We start from the raw sequence: 25,139 nt of genomic DNA, 5'->3' as shown, positions 1-25,139 counted from the left end.
AAATGAAAGGAATTATATTAGCTGGAGGCTCAGGAACTAGATTGCACCCATTAACATTAGCGGTAAGTAAACAATTAATGCCGGTTTATGATAAACCCATGATTTATTATCCGTTGTCGACTTTGATGATGGCTGGTATTAATGAAATTTTAATCATATCTACACCTCATGACTTGCCTCATTTTAAAAAATTGCTTGGTGATGGAAGTACAATAGGTTGTCAATTTAGTTATGCAGAACAAGCCATCCCAAATGGTCTAGCGCAAGCTTTTGTTATTGGGGAAGAATTTATAGGTAATGATAGCGTAGCACTGGTTTTGGGAGATAATATTTTCTTTGGAGCTAATATGCAACAATTATTGAAAGATAGCGCGAATCCTGAAGGTGGAGTTGTTTTTGCCTATCACGTTGCTGATCCGGAGCGTTATGGTGTGGTTGAATTTGATGAAAATCACAAGGCGCTTTCTATCGAAGAAAAACCAGTAGAGCCAAAATCCAATTATGCCGTACCCGGTTTGTATTTTTATGACAATTCGGTAGTGAAAATTGCCAAGAGCATTCAACCAAGCGCTAGAGGTGAATACGAAATTACAGACGTTAATAAAGTATATTTAGAACAAGGGAAATTAAAAGTTGGTATTTTAAGCAGAGGAACTGCATGGCTGGATACGGGAACTTTTAATAGCTTGATGCAAGCAGGACAATTTGTTCAGGTTATTGAAGAACGTCAGGGATTGAAGGTGGGTTGTATTGAAGAAATTGCCTGGAGACAAGGATTTATTTCTGAACAGCAACTGAAAGATCTTGCAGAGCCTTTGAAGAAATCAGGTTATGGGGAGTATTTATTGGGGTTGTTGAAGATGAAGATGTAGTTGGTTGTGAGTGGTGAAGAGTTAGAAGGCAGGAAGCAGGGGGTTTTATTTTGAATTTTAAATTTTGAATGAAGAGGGCAGAAAGCAGAAAAGGCAGGAAGCAGTGTTAGTGAGAAGGATATTTTTAGTTAAAGAATAGGTTACGGGTCAAAGGGGATTTTTTCTTTTTTGATCTTTTTTTTGGTGAATTGTGGGTTGTCAGTTATCGGTTGTGAATAGTGAATAGTGAGTTGTCGGTTGTTATTTTACGAGAGAATATAGAGAATATGTGGTGAGTCAAAGGGGTTTTTTCTTTTTTGACCTTTTTTTTGGTGAGAAGTGCCCTTCGACAGGCTCAGGGTGAAGGTGAGTAGTGAGTTGTCGGTTGTGGGTTATCGGTTGTGAGTTGTCTGTTATCGGTTGTGGTAGGCGATTAGTGTTGTGGTGTTGTGTTTGCGGTGCTGGAGTTGGTATTTTCTTCGTTCTTGTACGGCAAAACCGATGTATAAGAATGTCAGATTGAGGTGGTTTCCTTGTGGTCTGGCGGTTGTTAGCGCTATGGTTTGCATTGGGGATTCTTTGGACATAATTATTTCCTCGCTGTAACAACTATCGAAGGTATCGTTTTCGTAATTCCAATTGGATACGGCTATTGCCAAGTGTACATGGGTAGCTTCTTCTGGCCAATCGAGGTGATCGTTTGGATTGAAATCAGTGAGGGTGACTGTTTGGTTGTCCTGATTGTAATGCTCTTTTATTTTGAGCACCTTGTGCAGGGGCCTTAGACAGTTGCTTTCAAATCCTACTAATAATTCCTTGCCTTCGCTGGTTTTTAATGCTTCGGACAGGGTTCTTTTCCCCTGTGGCTGGGTGGTGTCTTCTTGTAGAATTTCGAAAAGGAGTTTGTTTGCCCTACCTGCAAAACTGCCTTCTTTGGCAAGTTTGTTAAAATGTACCGCCAGCTGACGAAAAATAACTGTTTTTTTTGCACAGTGCCCAAATTCGTGTCCGTGGTTTCGTATCGTTGCAAAAATGGGATTGTTTTTGAAGGCTTCAGCTGTTAGTCCCGTTTTTCCTTTAATTCTTGCATAATTTTTTCCATCTGCGGTTACTACAAAGTTGAGGTCATCAATTGTTCCTTTGATTAGAAAAGGGGCTATTATTTTTACCATGGTTTTTTGGGTTGTCAGTTGTGGGTTGTGGGTTTTATTTTTCGACTCTTCGTTAGGAGCCCAGGGCAAGTTAAGATTAGAGGGATATGGATTGGTAATTCTGTATACTTTAATTAGTCTTGGGTAGTGTCTCATCCTAAACATGCTTAGCGATTTATACTTAATCCTAAAATAGCTTTACAACCGAGAGTACTATTTAGCTATCATGAACGTTGGGATGTTTGGAGCTATCATTGACAAGGCTTACCTATAATCGATAACTTATAACTCTACTCCCTCTTCTTCTGAAAAATTAAATAGCAATACCGAGCTGCCTTTGAATGGATTGAAAGTAGGTTCGTATTTAATATAGCCTTTGTCATTCAGCTCTCGCATGCATTTATGGTAGGTAGCTCTAGAACCTATTTTACTGATGAGCATCATCTCCTCTCGGGTAATACTAATCGGATTCTGGAAGCGATTTATATTCCAATATTGAAATAAGCTAAAGTACAAACTGATATGAGTGGGATAAATAGCTTGGTCTTCAATCAAGCGATCAAATAAGCCGGTGAGGTGTTTTATGGGCTTCATTTTTTGTTGAATTTGAAATGGAGAGGACCTTAGCGGATTCTCTTTCTTTGCTCCTACCAATACCTCATTTACGCTGTTTATACAATTGTTGTGCTTCATTTTCGCCATTTTTAGTGATTTAGGTTGTTTTAAAAAAGAAAACATAGGGGGTTGTCTTAAAAATAGTTTTCTAAAATTCAGTATAAAAATTGAAAGTCTTTGATCTAATTCTTTAATACTCCCAATTTGACAACTACTATTCCCGAATTGACAACAGATTCATTGAATTGCAACATATTATTCTGAATAGACAATTATTTTGACATGGAATAAGGTTAGTTTTGTTAAATTAGTTCACCCAAATTTATTAAGCATGATTGCAACTGCTGATTTTTATGAAAATGACTATGCTCGATTTTGGATTTCTGAGCGTATTCTTTTCTTTGAATACAAGCCTGATGTTAGTATTGACTTGCAAGCAGCAAAGCGCATTGTTTCGGACCGGATCTATTTTCAAAATGATAAAAGCTATCCTATTTTATGCGATATTCGAACTATAACGACAACGGATAAGCTAGGGAGAGACTATCTTGCCCAATCAGGCTCTATATTGACCAAGGCAGTCGCATTGCTCACGGACCAAAAAGTATCTTTGACGATCAGCAATTTCTACCTGCAAATTAGTAAGCCTATCGTACCAACCCAACTTTTTACAAAGGAAGAAGAAGCCATCGTTTTTTTGAAAAAATATGTTTAGTTCGTTATAACTAATCCCTAATGTTGTGCTATCATGGAAAAGCTACACAATCAACAAAGAATCATAAGCATACGCCTGATGCTATTTCAAATGGCTAAGGGTAATTTTAATATCAGGATTCCTGTGAGTTCTTACGATGACGAGCTTGAGGCACTTGTTGTCCTGCTCAACATGGTAGCCGAAGAAATGAGCGAAGCTATTTTCCACTCCGGCTATGTCAACAGCCATCAGTCTCATCAGTCTTATCAGTTTAGTACTCAGTTTAGCTTTGTCTTGGACAAGAATTATTATATCAAAAATATCAACAAAGAAGTTGTTGAACTTCTGGGCTATTCCGAAAAGGAAGTGCTAAATAAACCTTTAACCTTTTTTCTGACTCCAGATTCCATTGCGAAAATAGCGTTTGCTAGGGAATTGCTAAGCACCTCATCCTATTCGCAAGCTCATGTGGCAATTAGTTTCGTCAGTAAAGAAAAGCTACTTGTGTCGGCAAATTGTACGATAATACTACTTTTAGATGACACAGCCACCATCCTAAACGGCTTGAGTTCTTTTTCGCAAGCAGCTGTATTAAATCTTATAGAACCAGATCGAGAGGCGAGTACTGAAAAACAACCTGGAACTCGGAAAACGGATGCCTGTATCGTGCAGCAACTCTATGATTATATACTACAACATCTGGACGAACCCTTACCTCCATTAAAAACACTTTCAAAACTATTTTCCACTAACGAATACAAACTTAAAGACGGTTTTCGACATTTTTTCAGAACCAGTATCTACCAGTTCTATAATGAGGAACGCCTGAAACGTTCCCATCTGATGGTAAAAGAGAGCAACATTCCTCTTAAGAATATCGCACACATGAATGGCTTTGCTGATTATTCGAATTTCTCGAAATCCTTCAAGAGACGTTTTGGTTACTCCCCTAATGAACTTAAGCGTAGTCCGAAAATTTCTTATTTACAGCTTGATAACAGCTTAGGGGATAATTAAAATTACTCCTTTTTAGACAAATAGTACTCCCGATAGAACAAGCGTTATTATTTTGAAATTCAGAAATTTGCTTCATGAAACTTAATCAATGAAGTCATGAAACTGAATACTAAAATACCTAACCTTTTTATCGAGTTGATTTGTCTACTTTATATATTATTGTTTGTTTATGCCGCAGTCAGTAAACTACTGGATTTTGAGAATTTTCAGGTGCAGCTGGGGCAGTCTCCCTTGCTAAGTGCTTTTGCCGGATGGGTATCCTGGGGAGTTCCAATTGTAGAACTTGTAATTGCGTTACTTCTGGTTTTCCCAAGATTTCGTCTTGTGGGGCTTTATGCTGCTTTCAGTCTGATGGTAATGTTTACGACCTATATTTACATAATTCTAAATTTTAGCCCACATATACCTTGCTCATGTGGAGGAATTTTGGAGAAGCTGAGTTGGTCGCAGCATATGTTTTTTAATATCCTATTTATTGTTCTGGCATTTATAGCATTCCTTTTTTCGGATAACAGTTTACTATTCATAACAAGAAAGCATAAGATTGTTTCATTACTTATAGGGACATTTGGAAGTATCGCATTGATTGCTGTCCTATTCCTTTTATCTGAAGATATGATTCATAATAAGAATAACTTCATCCGAAGGTTTCCGCATAAACCAAATAAGTTTACCCATGAGATTGACTTAAAATTAAATTCCTATTATATAGCTGGAATAGGAAATGGCAAAATCTATCTTGGGAATGTTACAGCGCCTTTAAACATATTAGCTATCGATACCACGTTAGCATCATTCCAACAATACAGAATAACTTTAGGCAAGAATGATTTACGTTTTAGAACTTTCAGGGTCACTGTAAAACCACCCTATTTCTTCATAGCGGATGGGGCAATGCCTTGCGTATTACGAGGTAGTATTATGGACTGGAAAACAAGCCTGCAGATTACTCCCAAAACTTATTTTTCACGATTAGTTCCCATCGACTCTTCTAGTTTTGCAATAAGGGCAAGGGATCCCGAGAGTAATGAAAATATACTAGGTATTATAACCCATGATACCAGTACAAGTGTAAAACTTTCTAAAAAACTTCTTAGCAAACAAATCGATGGGGTGTTTGATACGGATGGTATACTATTATATAATGAACAATTAGATCGAATTATTTATACTTATTATTACCGAAATCAATTTATACTTGCTGACAGAAAGCTTACAAAGATAGATGATGGACATACCATCGATACGATCAGTAAGGCTCAAATAAAAGTGACTTACAATTCTTCAACTAAAGAACGACAAATGGTTTCGCCTCCGTTAACAGTGAATAAAGGGACAGCTACATTTGGAAATTATTTATTTGTCAATTCAGGGCTAATGGGGCGTTATGAACCTGAGGATCATTGGAAACGTGCTTCTGTCATAGATGTATATGATCTTGCAAAGAAAACATATGCTTTTAGTTTTTATATACCTAATAAAGGAAAGAAAAGAATGACTGACTTTAGGGTGTATGGTAATCTTCTGGTATGTCTGACAGATAATATCATTACTACTTACCATTTGACAGAAAGAGTTTTTGACAAATATTTAAATACATCTCTCCCTTAGAATATATATTTAGACAGAGATACAATATACTGCGCAGTATCAGGGATATGGCTGAAAACCTGTAAAATAGAGTAAGCCATTAATTTTAATTTTATTAGTATGAAAACTAGAATTGTAAAATTAGTATTCCCGGCAGTAGCTATAGTTTTGGCTATTGCGGGAGCATTTGCAGGGACCAAATCTGTTCAAAATGATGGTGCCCTGACTGACAAAGTGGGATGGATTGAAATAAGCCCGACCCAATGTGTGCAAACGGAGGTAGAATGTTCTACAGTCTTCGATGAACTCATGTGTAAGGATGCTTCAAACAATGAACTTAGAGATGGAGATGGAAATGGCTGTCCGCTTCCACTTTATAGAAAAGTACAGTAAGCAACTGACCAGAGTTTAGAAAGCAATGCCGGATTTGGCAAAAGTCATTTCCAGCATTGCTATTTATTTTATCCTTCCTTATAACTTATTACATTCCTAATAAGGGTGGCAATGGGATATCTTTTAAATAAAAATCAAACCATGCTTTTATTCTGGTTGTAAGGTCCTTTTGAAATTCAGGTTTTGATAGTGAATGGCCATCTCCCGGATAGATCAACAGGATGTGTTTTTTATTTAGGCTTCGCATAGCCATATGTAGTATGGTACTTTGACGAAAATCAACCATCAAATCTTCTTTTCCTGACCAGCTCAATAAGGGTATGTCAATATTTTTCGCATTAGTTAAAGGAGAATTCTCCATGTATCCCTGATAATCATCATATAATGGTTCACCCATTCGCATCTGATGTGATACATAGCGCCACATCATGGATCGGCCCGTAATATCTTGTGTTAGTGAATGACTTACCATATCAGTAACAGCGGCACCAGAGACTACAGTGGCGAACAGTTTAGACCTTGTGGCGATAAAAGCCGCCTCATATCCCCCGTAGGAATGACCAATCAATCCTATACGCTTTGCATCAATTCTACCCATGGTTATAGCTTTTTTTACGGCTTCCTCAACACATTTTACTGCAGAATATCCTGGTTGTCCCACCTTGTAGATAATGTCGGGATATAAAACAAAGTATCCATCTGTAGTATAATTTGTTGGACTAAAGCCTGCTGGCATGTAGGATGTTGGTGAGAAATAATGATGTAAGTATTCGAATTGTGTTTCATAAATTTTTACTACCATTGGATAGAGTCGATCCGGTTTATAATTGGCCGGATAGTAAAGAATACCATTCAATAGTTGGTTATCCGATATTTTATAAGAAATACATTCTACTTTTCCCCAATTGTATTTAAGCTGTTGTGGGTTTGTTTTCACAACTATTCGTGGACGCTCCCGCGGTTTTTCCATTACCATTATTTGGGGAGATAAGGTCGCATCTTGTTTGATTAGCATCATAGTATTTGCATCGCGTGCCTTTTTAAGGCGTCCTATTTTTAGATTGCTGTATACCATCTTTACCAGCCCAGAATCTGGTTCCCATTGAAAGTAACCCGAATCATAGTTAAAACCGGTAGCTTCCAAAAACAACCCATTCTTTAACTCAAATTTGCTTCCCTGCAAGTAAATTCTTGGGTGGATACGGTTAGTGATACTACTTTTTTCGTACACTCTGTAACGAATACTGTCATTCTTTCCGGAAGTTATTCTTCTAGGTTGTTTTCCATCGGGACTAAGTAGCCATACATCATATTGGCTATAAACAATTAGGCGTGAACTGTCGTTTGCCCAACCAGGGCAGCCGTATGCGGGGGGCATTCTACTTCGGCTAAAATCTGGATCTTCAAAATTATCCAATCCTGCGGTTAGGTTGGTATGTTTTTTTGCATAAATGTCATATACCCACCAGTTCTTGTCTTTATAATAATTGAGGTATCTTCCGTCTGGAGATGTTCCAATGGTTCGCAGTTTCATGGATTGCTTTAGTAAAATTGTCGTACGTTGGCCCGAAGCTAGATCCACTAGCACGATATCAGCTGGACTGGAAATTTCGAACTGTGGTTCGAATTGATACTTATCGTAGCAGATTACTGATCTCCGGTCAGGGGTAAAGTAAACGGATTGACCTGCTCGGGAACCGATATCAAAAACTTTGTTGTCTAATGGAAACCATACCGCAATAGATAACTTTTTCTTATCTAATTTTAGAAATTGTTTTCGTTCGGACTCCATAGCTTCCGTCGAATTCCATATGATGACCGAATTTTTTTCCTGTATCTGTTTTTCAGATTTACCTAAAGTAAAAATGATACGCTGTCCGTCAGGAGAGATCTCCAAATCCGTGAGTGTGGGCGAATCTAGAATTCTTTTTCCCGAAATAATCGATCCCTTCTCTTGGGGATTTAAAAAAAGAATGCCATCCGATTTTTCAACGTTCCTCACGAAATAAAGGCTATGATTTCTTTCAGGGAAGTCATCCTCAGGTAATTCTTGCATAAAAACTGCCGATGTACCAGAATTATCCCAAATGAGATTTTTATAACGAAACTTACTTTCGCCGGTAATTATCTTTTCTTTAAAACCAAGACTGGGCCAGATAACCTTTACCCTATTTGAATCACTAATTATCATAAAATTGTTTTTGTTGGGATTCAATGCGTATTCTTTGATACCTTTAAAGAATATTTCTTCTTTCTTTTTAAGGCCAAACACTTTCAAGTTGTAGTCTTGACCATTTTTAAGAAGTAGCGTCAGAAATGTGTCATTTAGCACAAAATCTGATTTAATTACCGATGGTATCCATTGTAACCGGTCTGTTAATAGATTTTGCAATGCCAGACCTTTATCGGGATGATAAGCTGTAAACCAATTTCCGTCATCTGAAAAAGAACCTTGTTTTGCAGCGGGGAATACAAATTTCCTGTTCCCTTTTGTCTGTATTACAAATAAGGTGTCGGGACCTTGATCATACTGAAGTGTGTACATAAGCCATTTTCCATCCGGTGAAACGTCTTCAAAAGCTAGCGTACTCCACTTATCATAGTCATCAGGTTTTAATGTAAGTTTAGTAACTGACTGTCCCCAAGAAAAATAAAAAGAGAAAATACAGCTAATAGCAATTGTCTTTGTAATCACTTTATGTATCATCTTAATATCCTGGATTTTGAGGTTTTAGATTTGTATTTAGTATGAGTTCTGTTTCAGGCAGTGGTATCAGTAGCTGCGTATTTTGCCATCCTGGTTTTAATGGCTGAAGAACCGATTGCGCCAGGCCGGTACGCTTCAAATCAAACCATCTATGGCCGCCTTCAGTAAAAAGTTCAACCCTTCGTTCTTGCAAAATTGCCTGAAGCAATGCTTCCTGTGAAACAGCTGTAATATCAGGAAGTCCGGCGCGATTTCTAATTACATTCAGATCTCGCAAAGCATTTGTAATATCATTGCGGTGCGCCCGTGCTTCAGCTCGAATCAGGTATTGCTCCTCTAATCTTAAAATTATAGTGTACTCCTTCGAAGTTCCTGTGTTTGCATTTTGCTTGTATTTATAGGAATGGTACCACACAGCTGTACCATTAGTTACACTCTTAAGCCAATGGGATTTGCGTTGGTCACCCGTTTCAAAAGCGTTCAAAAGATTATCACTAGTCGCAGTAATAGGGGGTGGTCCAGAAATAAAGATGAAAGATTTTCCTTCAATTGTATTAGCACCTGCTACGCCCGGGTGCAGTTGCCAAATTGCTGAGGTACTTTCCTTCAGAAAAGCTAAAGCTAGATTCGGCTCTGAATTATATAAAATTTTATTATTTATAACAGCAGACGATTCTTGTTCCGCCAATTCCCACTGCTCATTATAAAGATAGACTCTACTCAATAGTGCCTGTACCGCTGATTTATTAGGACGTAGCCTACCACTGGTTGGATAGCTTTCAGGAATAAGCGTTTTTGCTTCAACTAAATCGGAAATAATTTTATCATATACAACGGCCTTGGGGATTCTTGCTGCTTTTGCATTAGTTTGATAGTCTGTGGTAGTTATGTATGGTATATCTCCATACAAATTAACTAAATGAAAGTGGATTAATGCGCGCATAAACAAGCCTTCACCATGTAGCCTGTTCTTCTGTTCCCCTTTAATTACAGGAGAACTTTTTACACCTTCTATAAGTGCATTTGCTGCATAAATTTGGCTATAGCTGTTCTTCCATAAAGAGCTGAGATAAGTATTCGAAGGAATTACTGAATGATTGAAGAAACCATGCATTGGTGAGGTTGAAGTGCCATAAAATGTAAGTTCATCAGCATAAATAGCCATCAGTTGGGTTAGTCCATCAATATTACCTGAAAGAACACCATTTTCGCGCATGCGTGCATAAACATCAGAAAGAGCGGCTGTTGCTGTCACTCCATCTGTATAAACAGCATCAGCTGTAAGCTGGGATTTTGGTAAGTCAACCTCTGTAAAGCTTTCGCAGCTGGATATAGTACAGGCTATTGTCAACAAAAGAACTATTTTAAACTGTATGTAATGCTTCATGATTGTTTCAATTAAAGATTAAAAAGTGAGCTGTATACCAAGTGCATACTGCTTTAAAGGAGGGAGATAGGAAATGGATTGGTTTTCAGGATCTGCACCTTTATAATCGGTAAACGTCAGCAAATTTTGCCCCTGAAGATATATTTTTCCGGAGAATGATTTTGCCCATGCCGTTGGAATAGCATAGGAAAGGCTAAGGCTTTTCAGCCGGACATAAGAAGCATCGGAGATTACTGCACTACTATTAATATAGCGTGAGTAGGCACCAAGCGCAAGAGCATTCGCCCCTGTAGTGTATCGCTGTATCTCTGCAGTTGTTCCGTCTTGAGGCCAATGGTTTAAAGCATTGGTTGCTATATTAGTCATTGCACCGGCTAACCCCATGGAATAGAGAAAATTTCTTCCATCCTGCTTAACGAATTGGAAAAGGAAATCCATTTCCCAATTCTTATAACTAAGCTGATTCCCCAATCCTCCAAACCATTTTGGTGTAGTGTCGGCTATATGTTGTCGATCAGTAGTACTGCTAATTTGACCATCACTATCATAGTCCTCAAACATATAGATGCCTGTGTCGGGACTGATTCCGATAAAGTGGTATAATTTCTGAATGTTAAGTGACTTACCAATGACATAAGTGTTAGCATAGGAAGAACCTTCAAGTCCTTTGAAACTCAATAATTTATTTTTGGGGACAGACAGGTTTAAATTGGTTGACCAAGAAAAATTTTTAAGTTTTAGATTTAGGGTGCGCAGTTCTCCTTCAAAACCGGTGTTTTGTACTGTTGCATCTAAATTGGTCTGCAATGAAGAGAAGCCTGTTGTTGCCGGTAAAGGCAATCCGACCAATTGATTGGAAGAGCGGTTGCGGTACCATGCTGTTGTCATAAAAATGCGGTCACCCATAAAGCCGAGCTCTGCAGCCAACTCCAATTTCTTATTGTTCTCCCATCCAAATTCAGGATTGAATAAGCGAGTGGGTTGTAGTCCAATTACACCATTGTAATTATTTGTGCTAACAGAATAGGTGTCTAAGTATTGGTAGTCTCCAATTTGGTCATTACCTGTAATTCCAAAACTTCCCCTGAGTTTTCCAAAGCTTATCCACGGAAGTGTATTTTTAACTATATTTTCTTCTGAGAAGATCCATGCAGTGCCTACAGCACCAAAGTTTGCGAATCTGTTGCCTGGTCCGAATCGGCTTGAACCATCCCGTCTACCGGTAAAATTGAAAATATATTTCCCATTGAGAGTGTAGTTAAGCCTTCCAAAAAAAGCCTGATACTTGTAGTTTAAAAGCTGATTGTTGGTTGCTCTAATAGTTGTTGCGGCACTTAGGCTATTAATAAGGTTATTACTAGCGAAACCGGTTCCGTTCTGCGATAATTGGCTGCTCTCTTGCGACTGGAAGCTAGTTCCAGCTAAGACATTTAATGTGCTAGATTTCCATGTCTTATTCCAATTTAGTTGCGGTTCTATAATCCATGAGGTTCGCGTACCATTGTTGATATAAAGTATCGAATTTGCGCTTGTAACTCCATAAACCGGGCTGTAAATTGTAGATGGAATTGTCCGGGTTTCTTCAACACGTGAGTCGGTGTATCCTATGGATGATTTAAATTCTAGCTTAGGCAAGATCTGATATGAAAGTACAGTGTTTGTAATTAAGCTTTTTGTTTCAGCCCTATATTCTGCCTGCAAGGCTGCAAGAGGATTAGTAAAGGTGCCGTTTTCCCAATTAAGACTTCCTTGCTGATTATAAATTGCAGGGGCATTAGGGGCTAATGAATAGGCCTGTGATGTCAAGTCACTTGCCTGCGAGTTATTTTTATCGAATGCGTAGTCGACAGACATATTTAGACTGAATTTATTATTGTCTGATTTGTGCGTTAAGCTACTGTGTACTGCCTGTTTTGCATAGTGGGCATCACCTGGAAATACTGTGGTCTCTTCACGATATGTTCCACTCACAAGAAATTGGGTACTACTATTTCCACCCGATAGAATTGCCTGTGCATTATTAAAGTGTGCAGTACCACCAATAAATTCCTTGACCCAGTTGGTATTGCGTGTTTGGTTCCATGTGCCATTAACGTCATAGGCATTGGCAGGATAGCTTGTGAAGCCATCATTAGCGTAAGCCTCGCGTCGCATGGCTAAGTATTGGTTAGTATTCATTACATTCATTGTCGGTGTAACATTACCCACTCCTGAATAGGAATTAAAACTGAACTTTGTTTTCCCTTCCCGACCTTTCTTGGTGGTAATCAACACTACACCGTTTGCACCACGGGAACCATATATGGCTGTGGCGTCTGCGTCTTTCAGAATTTCTATACTTTCAATATCAGCTGGATTTATATTATTGAGTGGACTTAGTGTTCCAGCCAAAATTCCGGATGACAACTGTATATCACCCAAAGATTGAGAGGAGAATGGGACGCCATCAACAATGTATAAAGGTGCGTTTCCTTCTGCTCGAATACTATTTATACCACGTATTTGGATTGAGAAAGCTCCTCCTGGAGTTCCTGTAGCCTGTCGGATATTCACCCCTGCCATCCTCCCCTGCATTGTTGCCAATGGGTTTGAAACCGGTTGTTTCTCGATGTCGGCTGCCTTAAGCTTTACAATACTCCCAGTGCGCTCTTTTTCTTTTACCGAATAATAACCCGCATTAACACGAACTTCTTGTAGGCTGGTGATGTCTTCCTGTAGCTGGACGTGGATTGTTTTGCGGTAGTTTATGGGGATTATGGCTGTTTTATAGCCTATATAGCTTACTACCAAGGTATCATTGACCTTGGCTTCGAGGCTGAATTTGCCATCAAAGTCAGAGAGAACGGCGTAGTTGGTGCGGCTTTTTATGGCGATGGTCACGCCGGGTAAGGGGGTTTTACCATCGGTTATGGTACCGCTTATTGGGTTTTGCTGTCGTGCAGACAGTAGTGGCCTCAGCGGCTTGTTAGCTAGGGCTGTGCTACTGCTTAGTAGGAACCCGATAAGTATCAGGTAACATAAAGCCGAAGCCCCCTTGATTAATGAATAATTTTTCATAATATTGGTTTAGTTTAATGAAACATTAGTTTTATTGGATTTTGGTCCTCTAGTTTAGCTTCCCGGCGAGTTAGAGGGCCTTTTTTAGGTGTTGAGGTACCCAGGCACTTCGTTTTTTTGATTTTTATTTTGTCATAGGCTTTTCTGATGTCTGTTATGGGTTTTCTGTTATCTGTTATCTGTTTTCTGATCACTGCCTCCTGCACTCTGACCACTGCGTTCTTTACTCTATATTTCCTCTTCTCCATTTAAAATTCAACATTTAAAATTCAACATTTAAAATTCAAAATAAGAAATACGTTTCTTGTCTCTTTCTTCTTCAATCATAAATCCAAAGGCATATAAGTGCTATGAATGCTAGTATTAATAAAGCTTTTATTTGTCTGTAATATTTCATCTTCGCAATTTTTGTAGGTTATAAGTTGTCTGTTATGGGATGTCTGTTATGGGGTGTTTGTTGTCTGTTTTCTGATCACTGCCTTCTGCCCTCCGATCACTGAACTCTGAACTCTGACCACTGCATTCTTTACTCTTGAATCTTTTTTCTTTCTTCTTTCTTCAATGCTATTAACTTCTCACCACTGCCTTCTGCACTCTGATCACTGCCTTCTCACCACTGCGTTCTTTACTCTATATTCCTCCTCTCCATTTAAAATTCAACATTTAAAATTCAAAATAAAAAATACGATTCTTGTTTATTTACTCTTTCTTCTTTATTCAATGCTATTCACTTCTCACCACTCACTGTCATCCTGAGCTTGTCGAAGGACACTATTCACTACCAAAACATCCTGCACCTGTAATACTAAATTCAAATTAAATTATGTGATCTTTTGCTCAAAGAATCTTTGCGGTGCAGGCGTTTTTTAGTTATCTGTTGACGGTTGTTTGTTGACGGTTATGGGTTTAAAGTTGGCATAGGTGTTCCAGACCAGTTAAGAAAGGCTCGTTTTCCTAACTAGGTTTTATGAATTATGGGTTTAGGGTTTAGAAACTCCTTTTGCTCCCCTTTTTGAAACAAACGCTATAATTTTAACATCCCATTTGGAAAATAGAAATAAAGGCAATACTTTTAAAGTGCGAGTTTAAAGGGAAAAGCCTGAATCTATATGCCAAAAGCATTTTAGGTTTGGGGGTTGTATAGCAAGGTAGAGTTACGCACATCAATAATTGATATGAGTACTTCTGGCTGTTTTTCTTTGCCTAGCCCAATGTTTGTTTCCGTTTTGGGGCAACAAAAGGCAATCTGCTTTTAGCAGCTAGTTAAGGTGGCTTGATAAGGGGTGTACATAAAAAAATCGTTCTCATAATTTATAGGTTTATGGTTATGGAACGATGTATTTCGGAGTATGAACAGTACTTGCAGAAAAAGCAAGGAGCGGTCTCACACTTTAGAACCGTGGGCGACCAAACCCATCTCTACAATCTTTCGATTGATAAGATTACCTTCTAAAGCTTACGTGAGAACCGCTCGCATGCCTTGCAAAAGTAAAAAACTTTTTGACATGGAGCGCTTCACGATAATCTCGAAGGTAGAATTGGTCGTTTCGGATCGAGAAAACATCGTTTTAATTATGCCAAAAAAGGCTAATTATCAATTCGCTAGAACAAATATAATAAAAATATTCAACACACCAATATATAGGTGTGAAAATTTACAAAATTAATGATGAAAATTACAGAATATACGATATCGCAATTTGATTTTGACCTGATAAATCATATAAAAAGACTTAGGATAGAGAAAAAAATTTCACAAGAACAATTAAGTATAAGTATGGGATTAGCTCGTAGTTTTGTAGGTAATGTGGAGAATATTAATGAATCACATAAGTATTCAACTCGCCATTTAACTTTATTAGCAAAGGCTTTTGGTTATAAAAATATTTCAGCTCTGATGGAGTTTCCTACTCCTCAATATGATAGAATTAAAGTAACTGTAAAACAAACTATGAATGAAAGCGGCACCAAAGCTTTGCGTTCAGAGGTGGTGAAAATTGAGCCTTTAAAATAGTTTTGCTATAAGTAAACACTTGAGAGAATACCACGATAAGATGCCCCAAAAGTTTAGCTACTTATTGGGGTATTTTTATGATTATTAGTAATAGAGTTGTCAATTCGGGAGAAAGACTTGTCAAAAACGGAGTTTCTGATTCGCTCATAAGTCAAATAGCATTTACCCATTCTATATTTGAGATATGGAATGGTATGAGATAATAGGGGGAGTGGTGCTTTGGCTTTTGGGTATTTACCTGAGAGGAAAGTTTTATGAATATATGAGAAACAGGCATCTTAATGATAGTTGGAGAACTCGAAAGAAGAAATGAAAGATGCTGTAATGGTGTCTTTTTTGCTTATTAAATAAAAACATAAAGTTTACTTCTAATGCTTTCTAATTGTTAAAAATAATAAGAAAAAACCGATTTATTGACTGCAAAAGTCGTAAAAAGATGTATATATTTGATGTTATTTACTAGTTATGGAGCATTTTAAAAGAACATGGAGGCAATAGAAGCATATAAAACACCGGACAAAAGACACGGATTCGACTTCATATTTGAAGGAGAAATTCGGTTTGGACCAACTTACTATAAAATTAAACTTGATGGACAATTAATAAAAGACCGAATTTTTGGTTTTGTATTTAAATGGCATCCAGACTCAACATTTTTGGCTTTGCAAGAATGGTTGACTACAGACTATCTAAAAGGACCTATAACCGTATTGACTTTGGTTGACCTACAAAAAGGGAAATTTGCAAGAATTTCTAAAGCAGACAAAGGTTTTATTACACCTACTAAATTTAACAACGGGCTTATAATTTTTGAAAAAGAATACTTGACCACAGGAGAAAAAGTTGAGTATGAAATAAAATTAGACGAAATAAAAAATTGGGAATAAAAAACGCACCATAACAGCCGTTTGGCGAGGTTGGGGTTTTAGACTGAATTTAAAGATACTTTTGTACTTGGATAAATTAGTATTTAGTGGAAAAATAACACATCCTTAATCCCCTATCTCGCCAAGCGCCGAAACGTTATGCGTAATCTTATGAAAAACAGTATTTTAATTATATTTTTATTTGTTTTTTTTACAAGTTGTTCTCAAACAGTGAAAGAAACTTTTCTTATCCCTTCAGGTTTTGAAGGTCGTATCAATGTAGTTTTTAATCAGCAAAACGCTAATCCAATCATTGTTGAAAACGACAGAAGAATTTATAAAATTCCATCTGATGGAATTTTAATAACAAGCTCGAAATTAGAAACGGGAGTTTTAGATCAAGAATATTATTATTTAGACAATAACGGTAATAAAGAGAAAATTGATCTTACTGAATTAAACAAAGAAGCTGGCTTAAAAGCTTCAGTTGTTAAATATGGAACTGTTGGAATTTATGGGAACTCAAGTGAACAAAATCCTCTTGAATTTTTAGAAAGCATAATTGCAAGTAAGACTACAATAGACTCAATTTATGAATATAAAAATGAAATGGATTTCCAAAATAAAATAATGAAGAAAACTAATAGGAAATTTTAGAAAAGACTACGCATAACAGCCGTTCCTATGTAAAGCATTGTTAAGTTATTCACAACTTTTAGAGGGTTATATGTCGGTTCTTTTTCGAGTATAGAATTCCGTTCCAGCGGCTTGTTGGAAAAGTTACACTCATTTTATAAATTATGCTACGGCTTTCTTACCCTCTTACAGGTAATTCTATATTACGAATGCATTACTCATAAATATTTATTTGTTTTTTTGCATTCGTGAATCCGCTACGCTTGATTTCATTTTCTAGCTTTCTAGCGCTTCGAAGTCCGTTTAAATAACCGTATAAATAGATTTTGAGAAATACTTTGCTATCAAAACTCGGGAGACCTTCGGCTTTTATGCTCTGAATCGAAAAACCCATAAATTCCAATGCTATAGTCTTTGCAAAAGCATCGATAGATCGAACGGGGCTCTCTGGTAAAATAGTATCTTCTAAACTAGATAAGCTTAGTTGACGGGGGGGGATTCCACTGATATGTTGCATTACTAAATATACTACTTTTCTTCCTTTTGTTAAAATAATTTAGCTATTTTTGAAAGAAATCAACGAAGGTTTTTTCACAGACTGACGTTAGCTGTCATGTAAAAAAAATCAAAAAATAGAATTTGTATGGAATTAAATGAAAATTCAGTAAAAATTTTTGGTGACAAGCTTTATGCTTTTTTAAACTATACATTACCGGGTATATTTACTCTTGAGATATTTTTTAAAAATGGTCTGTTTTCTAAATCTCCCGAAAATCTTTATCAATTTATCCTTCTAGTTTTTTGGGCGTTTATATTAAGTATTCCTTTCAATTTAGTTTCTGCTTTTTCATTCAAATCTTATTTTTATGCTTTGAAAGATGCATCAAAGAAAAAAAATAAGATACCTGAGAATCAAATTAAAGAAATTGAAGAAAAATTGGAAGAATATTGTAAACAAAATGAAGAAGAGTTTGAAAAAATTGATTCTCAATTACATTTTATATTGTTATTCTTATATTTGTCATCCATTTTTTTTATTTATAAATATCTTGTAACAAGATATATTTACACTAATACTTGGAGCATAAATCCGAAAATTTTAATTTATCTAAATAGTCTATTAATTTTTTACATTATTATATATCCGTTTATTTTGCTTATAGTCAAAGGAATAGAAAAAATAATTATTAGTAAGCAATTAAAAGAAATACACGAAAGCTAACAGCCGTTCCTATGTAAAGCATCATAAAGTTATTCACAACTTTTAGAGGGGTTATATGTCGGTTCTTTTTCGAGTATAGAATTCCGCTGCAACGGCTTGTTGGAAAAGTTGGAAATAACTTTTGTCCGCCCTAGGCTTTGGGCTGAAAAGTTACCCTCATTTTATTAATTATGTTACGGCTTTGTTTGTTCGCTTACTTGTAATTTATATTACGAATGCATTCTTCTTCTAGCTTTCTAGCGCTTCGGAGTCCGTTTAAATAACCGTAAAAATAGATTTTGAGAAATACTTTGCTACCAAAGTTTGGGCTTGCTTCGGCTTTTATAGTTTGAGTCGAAAAACCCAATGGATAGCTCTGCAATAATGACTTATGCTTTACCAAAAAGATAGTTTTGTCCCAAAAAAAGTTAAATATTTAATCAAAAATAATACTACTCGTTATGATGTTAAGAAGCCATTTTCTATCGATAGTTTTTTTATGTTTTCTATTTTCATGTAAAAGTAATAGTGTGCAAGAAAATAAAAACACAAAGTCTATTGAACAGATACTGTCAAAATTGGATTCACGTGATACTATACAGTTGTTAGATCTATCTTATAAAAATATCAAAGAATTACCAGATTTATCAAGATTTAAAGTTAGAAAATTAAATATTTCTCACAATAATTTAGATACTTTGGTAATGAAAAATCTTCCAATCTATTTAGTTGATTTAGATGTTTCACATAATAAAATTAAAAACACATTCAATTTTGTTTATGCTGTTGAAAGATTTGGCTTTAAATCAAAGGATAATATTTCTAAATATATAAAACGGATCAATCTTTCATATAATGAAATTAAGAGTGTTTCCTTTTTATTGTATAAAACAGAAATTAAACGTATTATTCTTTCTAATAATAATTTAGATGATGTTACTCTTTATATGAATGGTAAAAAACTTAATTATTTAGATGTCTCCAATAATCCAAAATTGAGTAACATAGGAACAATTGATGTTGTGAAAATAGATACTATAAAAAATAATAGTATTAATGATATTCCTCTTAAATTCATTGAGCCACCAATTATTAGAGAGATTATCAAAAGAAATTGAGTAATAAAAACAACCGATTTGACAAATTTGTATAATACTTCCATTGTGATGTTAAAAAGCCCTTTTTTGTATCTAGTTTTTTTATGTTTTGTGTTTTCATGTAAAAGTAATACTGAACAGGGAAATAAAACACAAAGTCTGTTGAACAGAACCGCAAACAAAAAGAATTGAAATAGGCTATTTTTAATTTATTATCTCGTGAGTTAGATAAAAAAGAGTTGAGCATACGGCTGAAGAGAGCTAATGTTACATACGGCTGTTTATTTTGGGATGACACCTAAGTTGTTTAAGAATGAAAGCAGAAATGACCCGATCGCGCGGATTTGCAATCCGTGCCCGCACAGTATATCAAGTATGCAGTATATCAACTATTTAAAACAAATCCAATTCCAAGACCTTCAATTCATTTTCTAAACCCGCATAGTTTCTTGCAGAACTAAAATAGTAGTCCTCAGGCAAAGCAACTATTTTATCTTTTACAGGATTATTATGAATATAATCGATCTTTTGTTTTATGAACCAATTGGTTTCTATTATTTCTGCATGATAGCCATCCTGCCAAACTTTATAGCTTTGATCCCGTTTTAAATGTTCGCATGCTTTTTTAAAATAGGATAAAAGCCACTCCCTGCGGCTCTCCGGCTCTTCGATTATAGTTTGAATAATTTTCTTTGAGGTATATTTTTTAAAATCTCGCATAACATCCGATAGAACAAAGCCATTCGTGGCTTTACACATTAAATGGATATGGCTGTGCATAATGCAATAGGCATAAATCTCAAGTCCTTTTTTTTCTTGACAATATTGCAACGCATTAACAACATTGTGCTTTTGATTGAGGCGGGTAAATATATCCACCCAGCCTACAGTAGTTATGGTTATAAAATAAGCTTGATCTGTTGTTGTTGCTTTGTATTTTGTTGACATGCTCTTTTTAATTTAAAAATACAATAAAAGCTGTAAATAAAACTATTACATCTTTTTTCTACTTCTTTTCTGGTAAATCTGCTTTGCTAATATAGATTGTACCTGACTTATGCTTGTGGCTCAGCGTTGCGGGTTGTATTCTGTTGCTTTTTTTGTGGGCACGGATTGCAAATCCGCGCGATCGGGCTTTTTTTATAATTGCCTGAAAAACATTTAATTATTAAAGATACTTTCGGAAAAAGTTAGGAGGCTTTTATTATGTTTACGGCTTTTAAGAACATTTTAAAAAATGTAAAGTCATGAGACATTTGCCGTAGCGTAGATAGGAACACTTCGTGGAGGGAGCCCATTTACACTGTGGCTGTTAGCCTTTAAAAACTGTCCTAATTGTGGGAAAGCTTCAATTTTCTTAATTGATTTTGTTTGTAGATAAAAGCGAGATGCATACGTCAGCCAGGGGATTCACATGTAATATTTTTCATTTTCAATAGATAATATTTTCATTTTTTTTGTTTGAAATAAGTAGCCATTGCCTGAAAAAAATTACTGATACACAAGGCACGAACTAATTGGATTAAACATTGAGTAGCTTTCTTTGCTCTTTCTGGAAATGCCATAAACATTGAGGTTATTATCAGAACAAAGCCTAAAAATAGTGCGAAATTATTCATCATGTTCATTTATATTATTAATTACTTAAATAATGCTTATTTAGATTGATGGTTGCATCATTTAACTTTCATCTTGCGAAGGTAATTTTGTGGGTCAAAATAAAATAGGACACAAAATTTCACAATATTAAAAACTAAAAACCCCAAATCATTTATTGGCAAAATCACGAATCTTTGTATAGATTATAAGTTACATTATGTAACTTTCTTTTCAGCGAAGGTGATTTTGAGGCACAAAATAAAAAAGGACATAAAATTTCAGAATATTGAAAATTATAAAGCACCAAATCAAAAACTTATGATTTGATGCTTCGTTCTCAAAAATAGAGATTGTAGATTTTATAGGGCTTGTGAGGGGAACAAATCCGTCAAAACTTTTTTTGTCCTTTTTGAAAACTTTACAATGGATAAGACTTTGCGTATTTTCTAAACGTTTTTTAATTAATAAAAATAAAAACCTATCAAATTAATGATAGGTTCATGATGTAAACGTTTTTAAAATCCGTCCATTAAATAATTACAGATTTATTTTTTTTCTGAACTTTTAGACGGTTTCAACGAGGGTGTATTTCCTGGTGTGCTTTTGTTGTCACGCTGACGTTGGTCAGGTTTTCCTGTTGAATCTGCTATTCTTTTTGGTCCTGGTTTAAGTGCCATAATTTTAAATTTCAGTTGGTTATATATTTCAAATATAATCTATTTTAAAGTAGGAAAAAATCTATTTATCTATTTGTTTTAGCGGATGGAGAAGCTGGAAAAAGATAGAATAACATTTATATGTTCAATGTCTACGGCGAACAAAAGTTGTTTCCAGCTTTTCCAACAAGCCATTTGGAAGGGAATTTTATACTCGAAAAATAACCAACATATACCCCTCTCAAAAGTAGTGAATAACTTTACGATGCTTTACTACAAAACTATAGAATATAAAATTTTGAAACTAAAAGTATAGTGTGTAATTCCGGAATTGAATAGGGGAGTTTTTGTGAATAGTTAGTGGTGTCCTTCGGCAAGCTCAGGATGAGTTTTTAGTGAGTGGTGAATAGTGAGTGGTGAATCGTTGTCCTATTTGAGGTATGAAATAATGGGGTTTATTATGGCTTGGCTTTTTGGTCTATAGTTGAGAGGGGAGATTCCTGAGTTTAGGAGAAATAGTTACTGTAACGGCAGCTGGAAGATATAGACGTAAGAAATAAAAGAAGCGGAGAGGCTCTTTTTTTGTATAAGATTATTATCTTTAAGTATTACTTAAGAAGGCGAAAAGGCTGTGTAAGAAATGCAGATTGGAATGGCACAGTAATGAGTGGATTAATTGGGAATTAAGTAAGATGAGAATGAAACAAGTGTTTTTGAATCTATCATTTGACGACATAAAGATAACTTTAGAAATGCATACCAAAGGGGGAATTAAACCCATTATCGGCGGACATTTTTATCAATGTTAAACTACTAATCACTAACTAAAAATCAATACTATGGCAAATAATAGCGTATCCTTACACCGGGTTCTTAAAGCATCTCCCGAAAAAATTTATCGTGCATTTACTGATGCCAATGCGATGGCATCATGGATTCCGCCCTATGGTTTTTTATGTGTTGTTCATAACATGGACGTAAAAGAAGGCGGGACCTACCGAATGTCTTTTATTAATTTTTCAACAGGAAATGGACAGTCCTTTGGGGGGAGCTACCTAGAATTGAAGCCGAATGAATTTATTAAATATACTGACAAATTTGAAGACCCGAATTTGCCTGGTGAAATGATTACTTCGGTTTGGCTCAAAAAGGTTTCTTGCGGCACAGAACTTAAAATTATTCAAGAAGGTATTCCTGTAGTTATACCAATAGAGATGTGTTATTTAGGTTGGCAGGAATCATTAGAGAAATTGGCAAAATTAGTTGAGCCGGAAATTCCGGATACTTAAATGGTTTAGTGACTGTTTTTTGTGGACAGCTGTTTATTTGGAAACAGCAAGGCAGGACAAAGAAATACTGTTGCCAACGGCTAAGGTTGCTGTAAAGCCAAAAATGAATGCTGTGGTAAACAGCTCTCGAAATTTAAAAAAACATAATGGAAAAATACTTACGACAATTAATTTCAATAGAATTTGACGACAAAAAAGAAATTTTTAGTGGTTTTCTTATTGATTGGACTGAAGATTGGATTTTACTGAAGAATAACCCTGTTGATTTTATAATTGATGGTTATACGATATTAAAAAACAAAAATGTAAAGTCAATTATTCAAGACAAAGATCATGAATTCACAGAAAGAGTAATTAAGCTTAAAGGTTTAAAAACAAGTGCGGAGGAAATAATTCCGCTTAAAGATTTGTCTTCCATTATACATTTTCTAGCGGATAAATATGAGATTTTTCAGATTACAAAAAAGTCAGATAAAGCGGTTTATCTTGGGAGGCTCCTAGAACTAAATGAGGAAGAACTAGTAGTAGATTTTTTGGGAACCGAAGGGAAATTTGAGGGTGAAATGAGTTTTAAGCCAAACAAAATAAGAGTTATAGAATTTGATACTGATTATATCAATTCTTTGAAACTAATTGTTGATGAAGAAAAGAAAAAGTAAGTGGCAGGTACTAATGGTTTTTTGGTAGCCGTTTTTTAATCAGATATCCTAAAAAGCGTTGCTTTTTTGTCTCGTATTTGTAGCTATTTAATGTTCTTTTGCTACGAGAAATCTATTATTTCGGATTCATTCGATGCCTTGGGTAGATTAAATTCCTGCGGGTAGGGTTGGCTATGTGTTATACTCACATCCTCCTTGATTTTTTGCGGAGCTTTGTACTGAGGGTCTTTGGAGTTGGTGTAAGATGGATTCGGAATAGATGGCATCTTAGCCATTTTGATGAGGGTAGGGAAGTAGTAATCTACTTTGACTAATAGCAACCTCCGCCCTGAAAGGGATACTGCTGTAGGGGATTTTGAACTTGTGGCTGAACTAGCTATTGAACTAGTATTGCTTTATTGTGGAAGTATTTGACTCTTTTAATTGCCTTAAACTCTTATCCTATTATACAACGCAAAACATGTTCTATTTGAAGCCCTGAATACACACAAAATTCCTCGATTGAAATTAGTTGATGTGGTTCTTTATTCAGCTTGGTTTTGATCTTATTGAGATACAACCTTGCTTGCCTATAGGTTTTACCAGTAATCCGTTGTACATCTTTGGGATAAATACATACCCTGATGTTCGTTGCAATCACCCTTTTGTTTTTAATGTGTCTCTATCGCGGTTTTTTAATTAGCCTCGATAGCGAGGTTTTGTTTTGTAAAGTTATGAAAAATAATCAGTTAGGAAGTGACTAAAATAGGTAGTTATGTGCTTTTTAGTACCGTTATTGACCGTTGGTTTTTGAAATGTGGATTAATTAATGAAAACTTTGGTAGAAATCATTCAAGATTTAGTTGCAACGTATATTCGGAATGAGGGAGTAGTTGAATTATTTTAAACTTAAATTTTAGGAATTATGGCAAGACAGAAAGGCATAATTAAATTGAAAGGTACTATCGGGGATATTACTTTTTACAAAACTAAAGACGGGCATTTGGCTCGGGAGAAGGGTGGAGTTGAAGGCAGTCGAATTGCTAACGATCCTGCGTTTCAGCGAACGCGAGAAAATGGTGCTGAATTTGGCCGGGCAGGTAAAGCCGGTAAGACTTTGAGAACAGCTTTGCGGACCTTGCTTTTGAATTCCGCAGACAGTAGGATGGTGGGAAGATTGACTCAGGCGATGATTAAAGTTATTCAGGCGGATTTAGTAAATGAGCGTGGATTGCGTAATGTAATTGATGGAGAGGCGGAATTACTTTTGGGATTTGAGTTTAATGTTAGAGGGAAATTAGGGACTAGTTTGTTTGCTCCTTTTGTAGGAACAATTGATCGGGTTAGTGGTGAAATTTCTGTTGACATTGCTTCCTTTATTCCAGCGAATATGATTGCCGCTCCTGGTGGAACCAGCCATTTTAAAATTATCTCGGCAGGTGCAGCCATTAATTTTGAGGCAGAAACATTTGTTGTTGCGAGTTCAGAAACGGCCATTGTTCCTTGGGACACTACACCAACAGCCATTATTCAACAGTTGAATACTGTAACTCCAAACAGCGTGAGCCCTTTGTTTTTGGCACTAGGAGTTGAATATTACCAAGAAGTTAATGGTAGGATGTATCCGTTGAAAAATGGCTCCTATAATCCATTGGCTCTGGTTCTGGTAAACGGATTGTAA

General features: G+C 35.9%; 24 protein-coding genes. 13 read left to right on the top strand and 11 right to left on the bottom strand.

The genetic code is table 11. The features are described from left to right. The first annotated feature begins 2 nt into the window (after nt 1–2). On the top strand, nt 3–872 hold the full coding sequence (gene rfbA, locus ACMDB5_RS01635; protein ID WP_413999298.1) for a glucose-1-phosphate thymidylyltransferase RfbA: 870 nt from the start codon (nt 3–5) through the stop codon (nt 870–872). Nucleotides 873–1,264: 392 nt separating this feature from the next. Here the strand turns inward: rfbA and ACMDB5_RS01630 are convergent, their stop codons facing one another. Continuing rightward, a complete protein-coding gene (locus ACMDB5_RS01630) occupies nt 1,265–2,023 on the bottom strand; it encodes a hypothetical protein (RefSeq protein ID WP_413999297.1) in 759 nt (252 codons plus the stop codon). Between the two features lie 261 nt (nt 2,024–2,284). Beyond that, nucleotides 2,285–2,695 (bottom strand): hypothetical protein, encoded by a 411-nt coding sequence (locus ACMDB5_RS01625; RefSeq protein WP_413999296.1) that lies wholly within the window; start codon nt 2,693–2,695, stop codon nt 2,285–2,287. Between the two features lie 199 nt (nt 2,696–2,894). On the opposite strand from ACMDB5_RS01625, the gene ACMDB5_RS01620 reads away from it, so the two are divergent. The 4 genes from ACMDB5_RS01620 to ACMDB5_RS01605 all read left to right on the top strand — a co-directional run bounded on the left by ACMDB5_RS01620 (nt 2,895) and on the right by ACMDB5_RS01605 (nt 6,311). Continuing rightward, a complete protein-coding gene (locus ACMDB5_RS01620; protein ID WP_413999295.1) occupies nt 2,895–3,332 on the top strand; it encodes a hypothetical protein in 438 nt (145 codons plus the stop codon). 33 nt (nt 3,333–3,365) lie between these two features. Next, a complete protein-coding gene (locus ACMDB5_RS01615; protein ID WP_413999294.1) occupies nt 3,366–4,328 on the top strand; it encodes a helix-turn-helix domain-containing protein in 963 nt (320 codons plus the stop codon). A gap of 135 nt (nt 4,329–4,463) precedes the next feature. Then, a complete protein-coding gene (locus ACMDB5_RS01610; protein ID WP_413999293.1) occupies nt 4,464–5,939 on the top strand; it encodes a MauE/DoxX family redox-associated membrane protein in 1,476 nt (491 codons plus the stop codon). A gap of 99 nt (nt 5,940–6,038) precedes the next feature. Continuing rightward, nucleotides 6,039–6,311 carry a DUF6520 family protein gene (locus ACMDB5_RS01605; RefSeq protein ID WP_413999292.1) on the top strand — a complete coding sequence of 91 codons (273 nt, stop codon included), beginning with the start codon at nt 6,039–6,041 and terminating at the stop codon, nt 6,309–6,311. Between the two features lie 88 nt (nt 6,312–6,399). On the opposite strand, the gene ACMDB5_RS01600 is transcribed toward ACMDB5_RS01605, so the two are convergent. From ACMDB5_RS01600 to ACMDB5_RS01585, 4 genes are read right to left on the bottom strand one after another with little or no spacing between them, the layout of a single operon-like run. Beyond that, the gene (locus ACMDB5_RS01600) at nt 6,400–9,018 is read right to left on the bottom strand and encodes a S9 family peptidase (protein ID WP_413999291.1); all 2,619 of its coding nucleotides are present in this window, start codon (nt 9,016–9,018) and stop codon (nt 6,400–6,402) included. A 1-nt stretch (nt 9,019) separates the two neighbouring features. Beyond that, the gene (locus ACMDB5_RS01595; protein WP_413999290.1) at nt 9,020–10,405 is read right to left on the bottom strand and encodes a RagB/SusD family nutrient uptake outer membrane protein; all 1,386 of its coding nucleotides are present in this window, start codon (nt 10,403–10,405) and stop codon (nt 9,020–9,022) included. 18 nt (nt 10,406–10,423) lie between these two features. Continuing rightward, nucleotides 10,424–13,462: a SusC/RagA family TonB-linked outer membrane protein gene (locus tag ACMDB5_RS01590; protein WP_413999289.1), complete on the bottom strand. Its 3,039-nt coding sequence runs from the start codon at nt 13,460–13,462 to the stop codon at nt 10,424–10,426. A gap of 14 nt (nt 13,463–13,476) precedes the next feature. Next, nucleotides 13,477–13,710: a hypothetical protein gene (locus tag ACMDB5_RS01585; protein ID WP_413999288.1), complete on the bottom strand. Its 234-nt coding sequence runs from the start codon at nt 13,708–13,710 to the stop codon at nt 13,477–13,479. Nucleotides 13,711–15,128: 1,418 nt separating this feature from the next. On the opposite strand from ACMDB5_RS01585, the gene ACMDB5_RS01580 reads away from it, so the two are divergent. The 3 genes from ACMDB5_RS01580 to ACMDB5_RS01570 all read left to right on the top strand — a co-directional run bounded on the left by ACMDB5_RS01580 (nt 15,129) and on the right by ACMDB5_RS01570 (nt 16,999). Beyond that, nucleotides 15,129–15,476: a helix-turn-helix domain-containing protein gene (locus tag ACMDB5_RS01580; protein ID WP_413999287.1), complete on the top strand. Its 348-nt coding sequence runs from the start codon at nt 15,129–15,131 to the stop codon at nt 15,474–15,476. 485 nt (nt 15,477–15,961) lie between these two features. After that, the gene (locus ACMDB5_RS01575) at nt 15,962–16,363 is read left to right on the top strand and encodes a hypothetical protein (protein WP_413999286.1); all 402 of its coding nucleotides are present in this window, start codon (nt 15,962–15,964) and stop codon (nt 16,361–16,363) included. 210 nt (nt 16,364–16,573) lie between these two features. Next, nucleotides 16,574–16,999 carry a DUF6843 domain-containing protein gene (locus tag ACMDB5_RS01570; protein ID WP_413999285.1) on the top strand — a complete coding sequence of 142 codons (426 nt, stop codon included), beginning with the start codon at nt 16,574–16,576 and terminating at the stop codon, nt 16,997–16,999. A gap of 193 nt (nt 17,000–17,192) precedes the next feature. Here the strand turns inward: ACMDB5_RS01570 and ACMDB5_RS01565 are convergent, their stop codons facing one another. Beyond that, complete coding sequence (locus ACMDB5_RS01565) at nt 17,193–17,495, bottom strand: transposase (protein ID WP_413999284.1); 303 nt, start codon at nt 17,493–17,495, stop codon at nt 17,193–17,195. Between the two features lie 126 nt (nt 17,496–17,621). Between ACMDB5_RS01565 and ACMDB5_RS01560 the strand changes: the two genes are divergently transcribed. Further along, nucleotides 17,622–18,200 carry a hypothetical protein gene (locus tag ACMDB5_RS01560; RefSeq protein WP_413999283.1) on the top strand — a complete coding sequence of 193 codons (579 nt, stop codon included), beginning with the start codon at nt 17,622–17,624 and terminating at the stop codon, nt 18,198–18,200. Nucleotides 18,201–18,393: 193 nt separating this feature from the next. Here the strand turns inward: ACMDB5_RS01560 and ACMDB5_RS01555 are convergent, their stop codons facing one another. After that, nucleotides 18,394–18,546 carry a transposase gene (locus ACMDB5_RS01555; protein WP_414000349.1) on the bottom strand — a complete coding sequence of 51 codons (153 nt, stop codon included), beginning with the start codon at nt 18,544–18,546 and terminating at the stop codon, nt 18,394–18,396. A 163-nt stretch (nt 18,547–18,709) separates the two neighbouring features. Here ACMDB5_RS01555 and ACMDB5_RS01550 point away from each other — a divergent pair, with 163 nt between their 5' ends. Next, nucleotides 18,710–19,297: a hypothetical protein gene (locus ACMDB5_RS01550; RefSeq protein WP_413999282.1), complete on the top strand. Its 588-nt coding sequence runs from the start codon at nt 18,710–18,712 to the stop codon at nt 19,295–19,297. Between the two features lie 372 nt (nt 19,298–19,669). Here ACMDB5_RS01550 and ACMDB5_RS01545 read toward each other — a convergent pair whose 3' ends face one another. Then, nucleotides 19,670–20,224, bottom strand: coding sequence for an REP-associated tyrosine transposase (locus ACMDB5_RS01545; protein WP_413999281.1), 555 nt, complete (start codon nt 20,222–20,224; stop codon nt 19,670–19,672). Nucleotides 20,225–21,420: 1,196 nt separating this feature from the next. Next, entirely contained in the window at nt 21,421–21,552 is a 132-nt protein-coding gene (locus tag ACMDB5_RS01540) for a hypothetical protein (RefSeq protein ID WP_273483184.1), read from the bottom strand. Between the two features lie 818 nt (nt 21,553–22,370). Here ACMDB5_RS01540 and ACMDB5_RS01535 point away from each other — a divergent pair. Next, the gene (locus tag ACMDB5_RS01535; protein WP_413999280.1) at nt 22,371–22,820 is read left to right on the top strand and encodes an SRPBCC family protein; all 450 of its coding nucleotides are present in this window, start codon (nt 22,371–22,373) and stop codon (nt 22,818–22,820) included. Nucleotides 22,821–22,966: 146 nt separating this feature from the next. Continuing rightward, complete coding sequence (locus ACMDB5_RS01530; RefSeq protein ID WP_413999279.1) at nt 22,967–23,479, top strand: hypothetical protein; 513 nt, start codon at nt 22,967–22,969, stop codon at nt 23,477–23,479. Nucleotides 23,480–23,580: 101 nt separating this feature from the next. Here the strand turns inward: ACMDB5_RS01530 and ACMDB5_RS01525 are convergent, their stop codons facing one another. Then, nucleotides 23,581–23,745, bottom strand: coding sequence for a hypothetical protein (locus ACMDB5_RS01525; protein WP_413999278.1), 165 nt, complete (start codon nt 23,743–23,745; stop codon nt 23,581–23,583). Nucleotides 23,746–24,383: 638 nt separating this feature from the next. Between ACMDB5_RS01525 and ACMDB5_RS01520 the strand changes: the two genes are divergently transcribed. Continuing rightward, nucleotides 24,384–25,139, top strand: coding sequence for a hypothetical protein (locus tag ACMDB5_RS01520; RefSeq protein WP_413999277.1), 756 nt, complete (start codon nt 24,384–24,386; stop codon nt 25,137–25,139).

The organism is Flavobacterium sp. W1B (genome assembly GCF_047344965.1).
In the GTDB taxonomy this organism is placed as follows: domain Bacteria; phylum Bacteroidota; class Bacteroidia; order Flavobacteriales; family Flavobacteriaceae; genus Flavobacterium.
The sequence above is the reverse complement of the archived record's forward strand: the minus strand, read 5'-3'. Positions and strand labels throughout refer to the sequence as shown.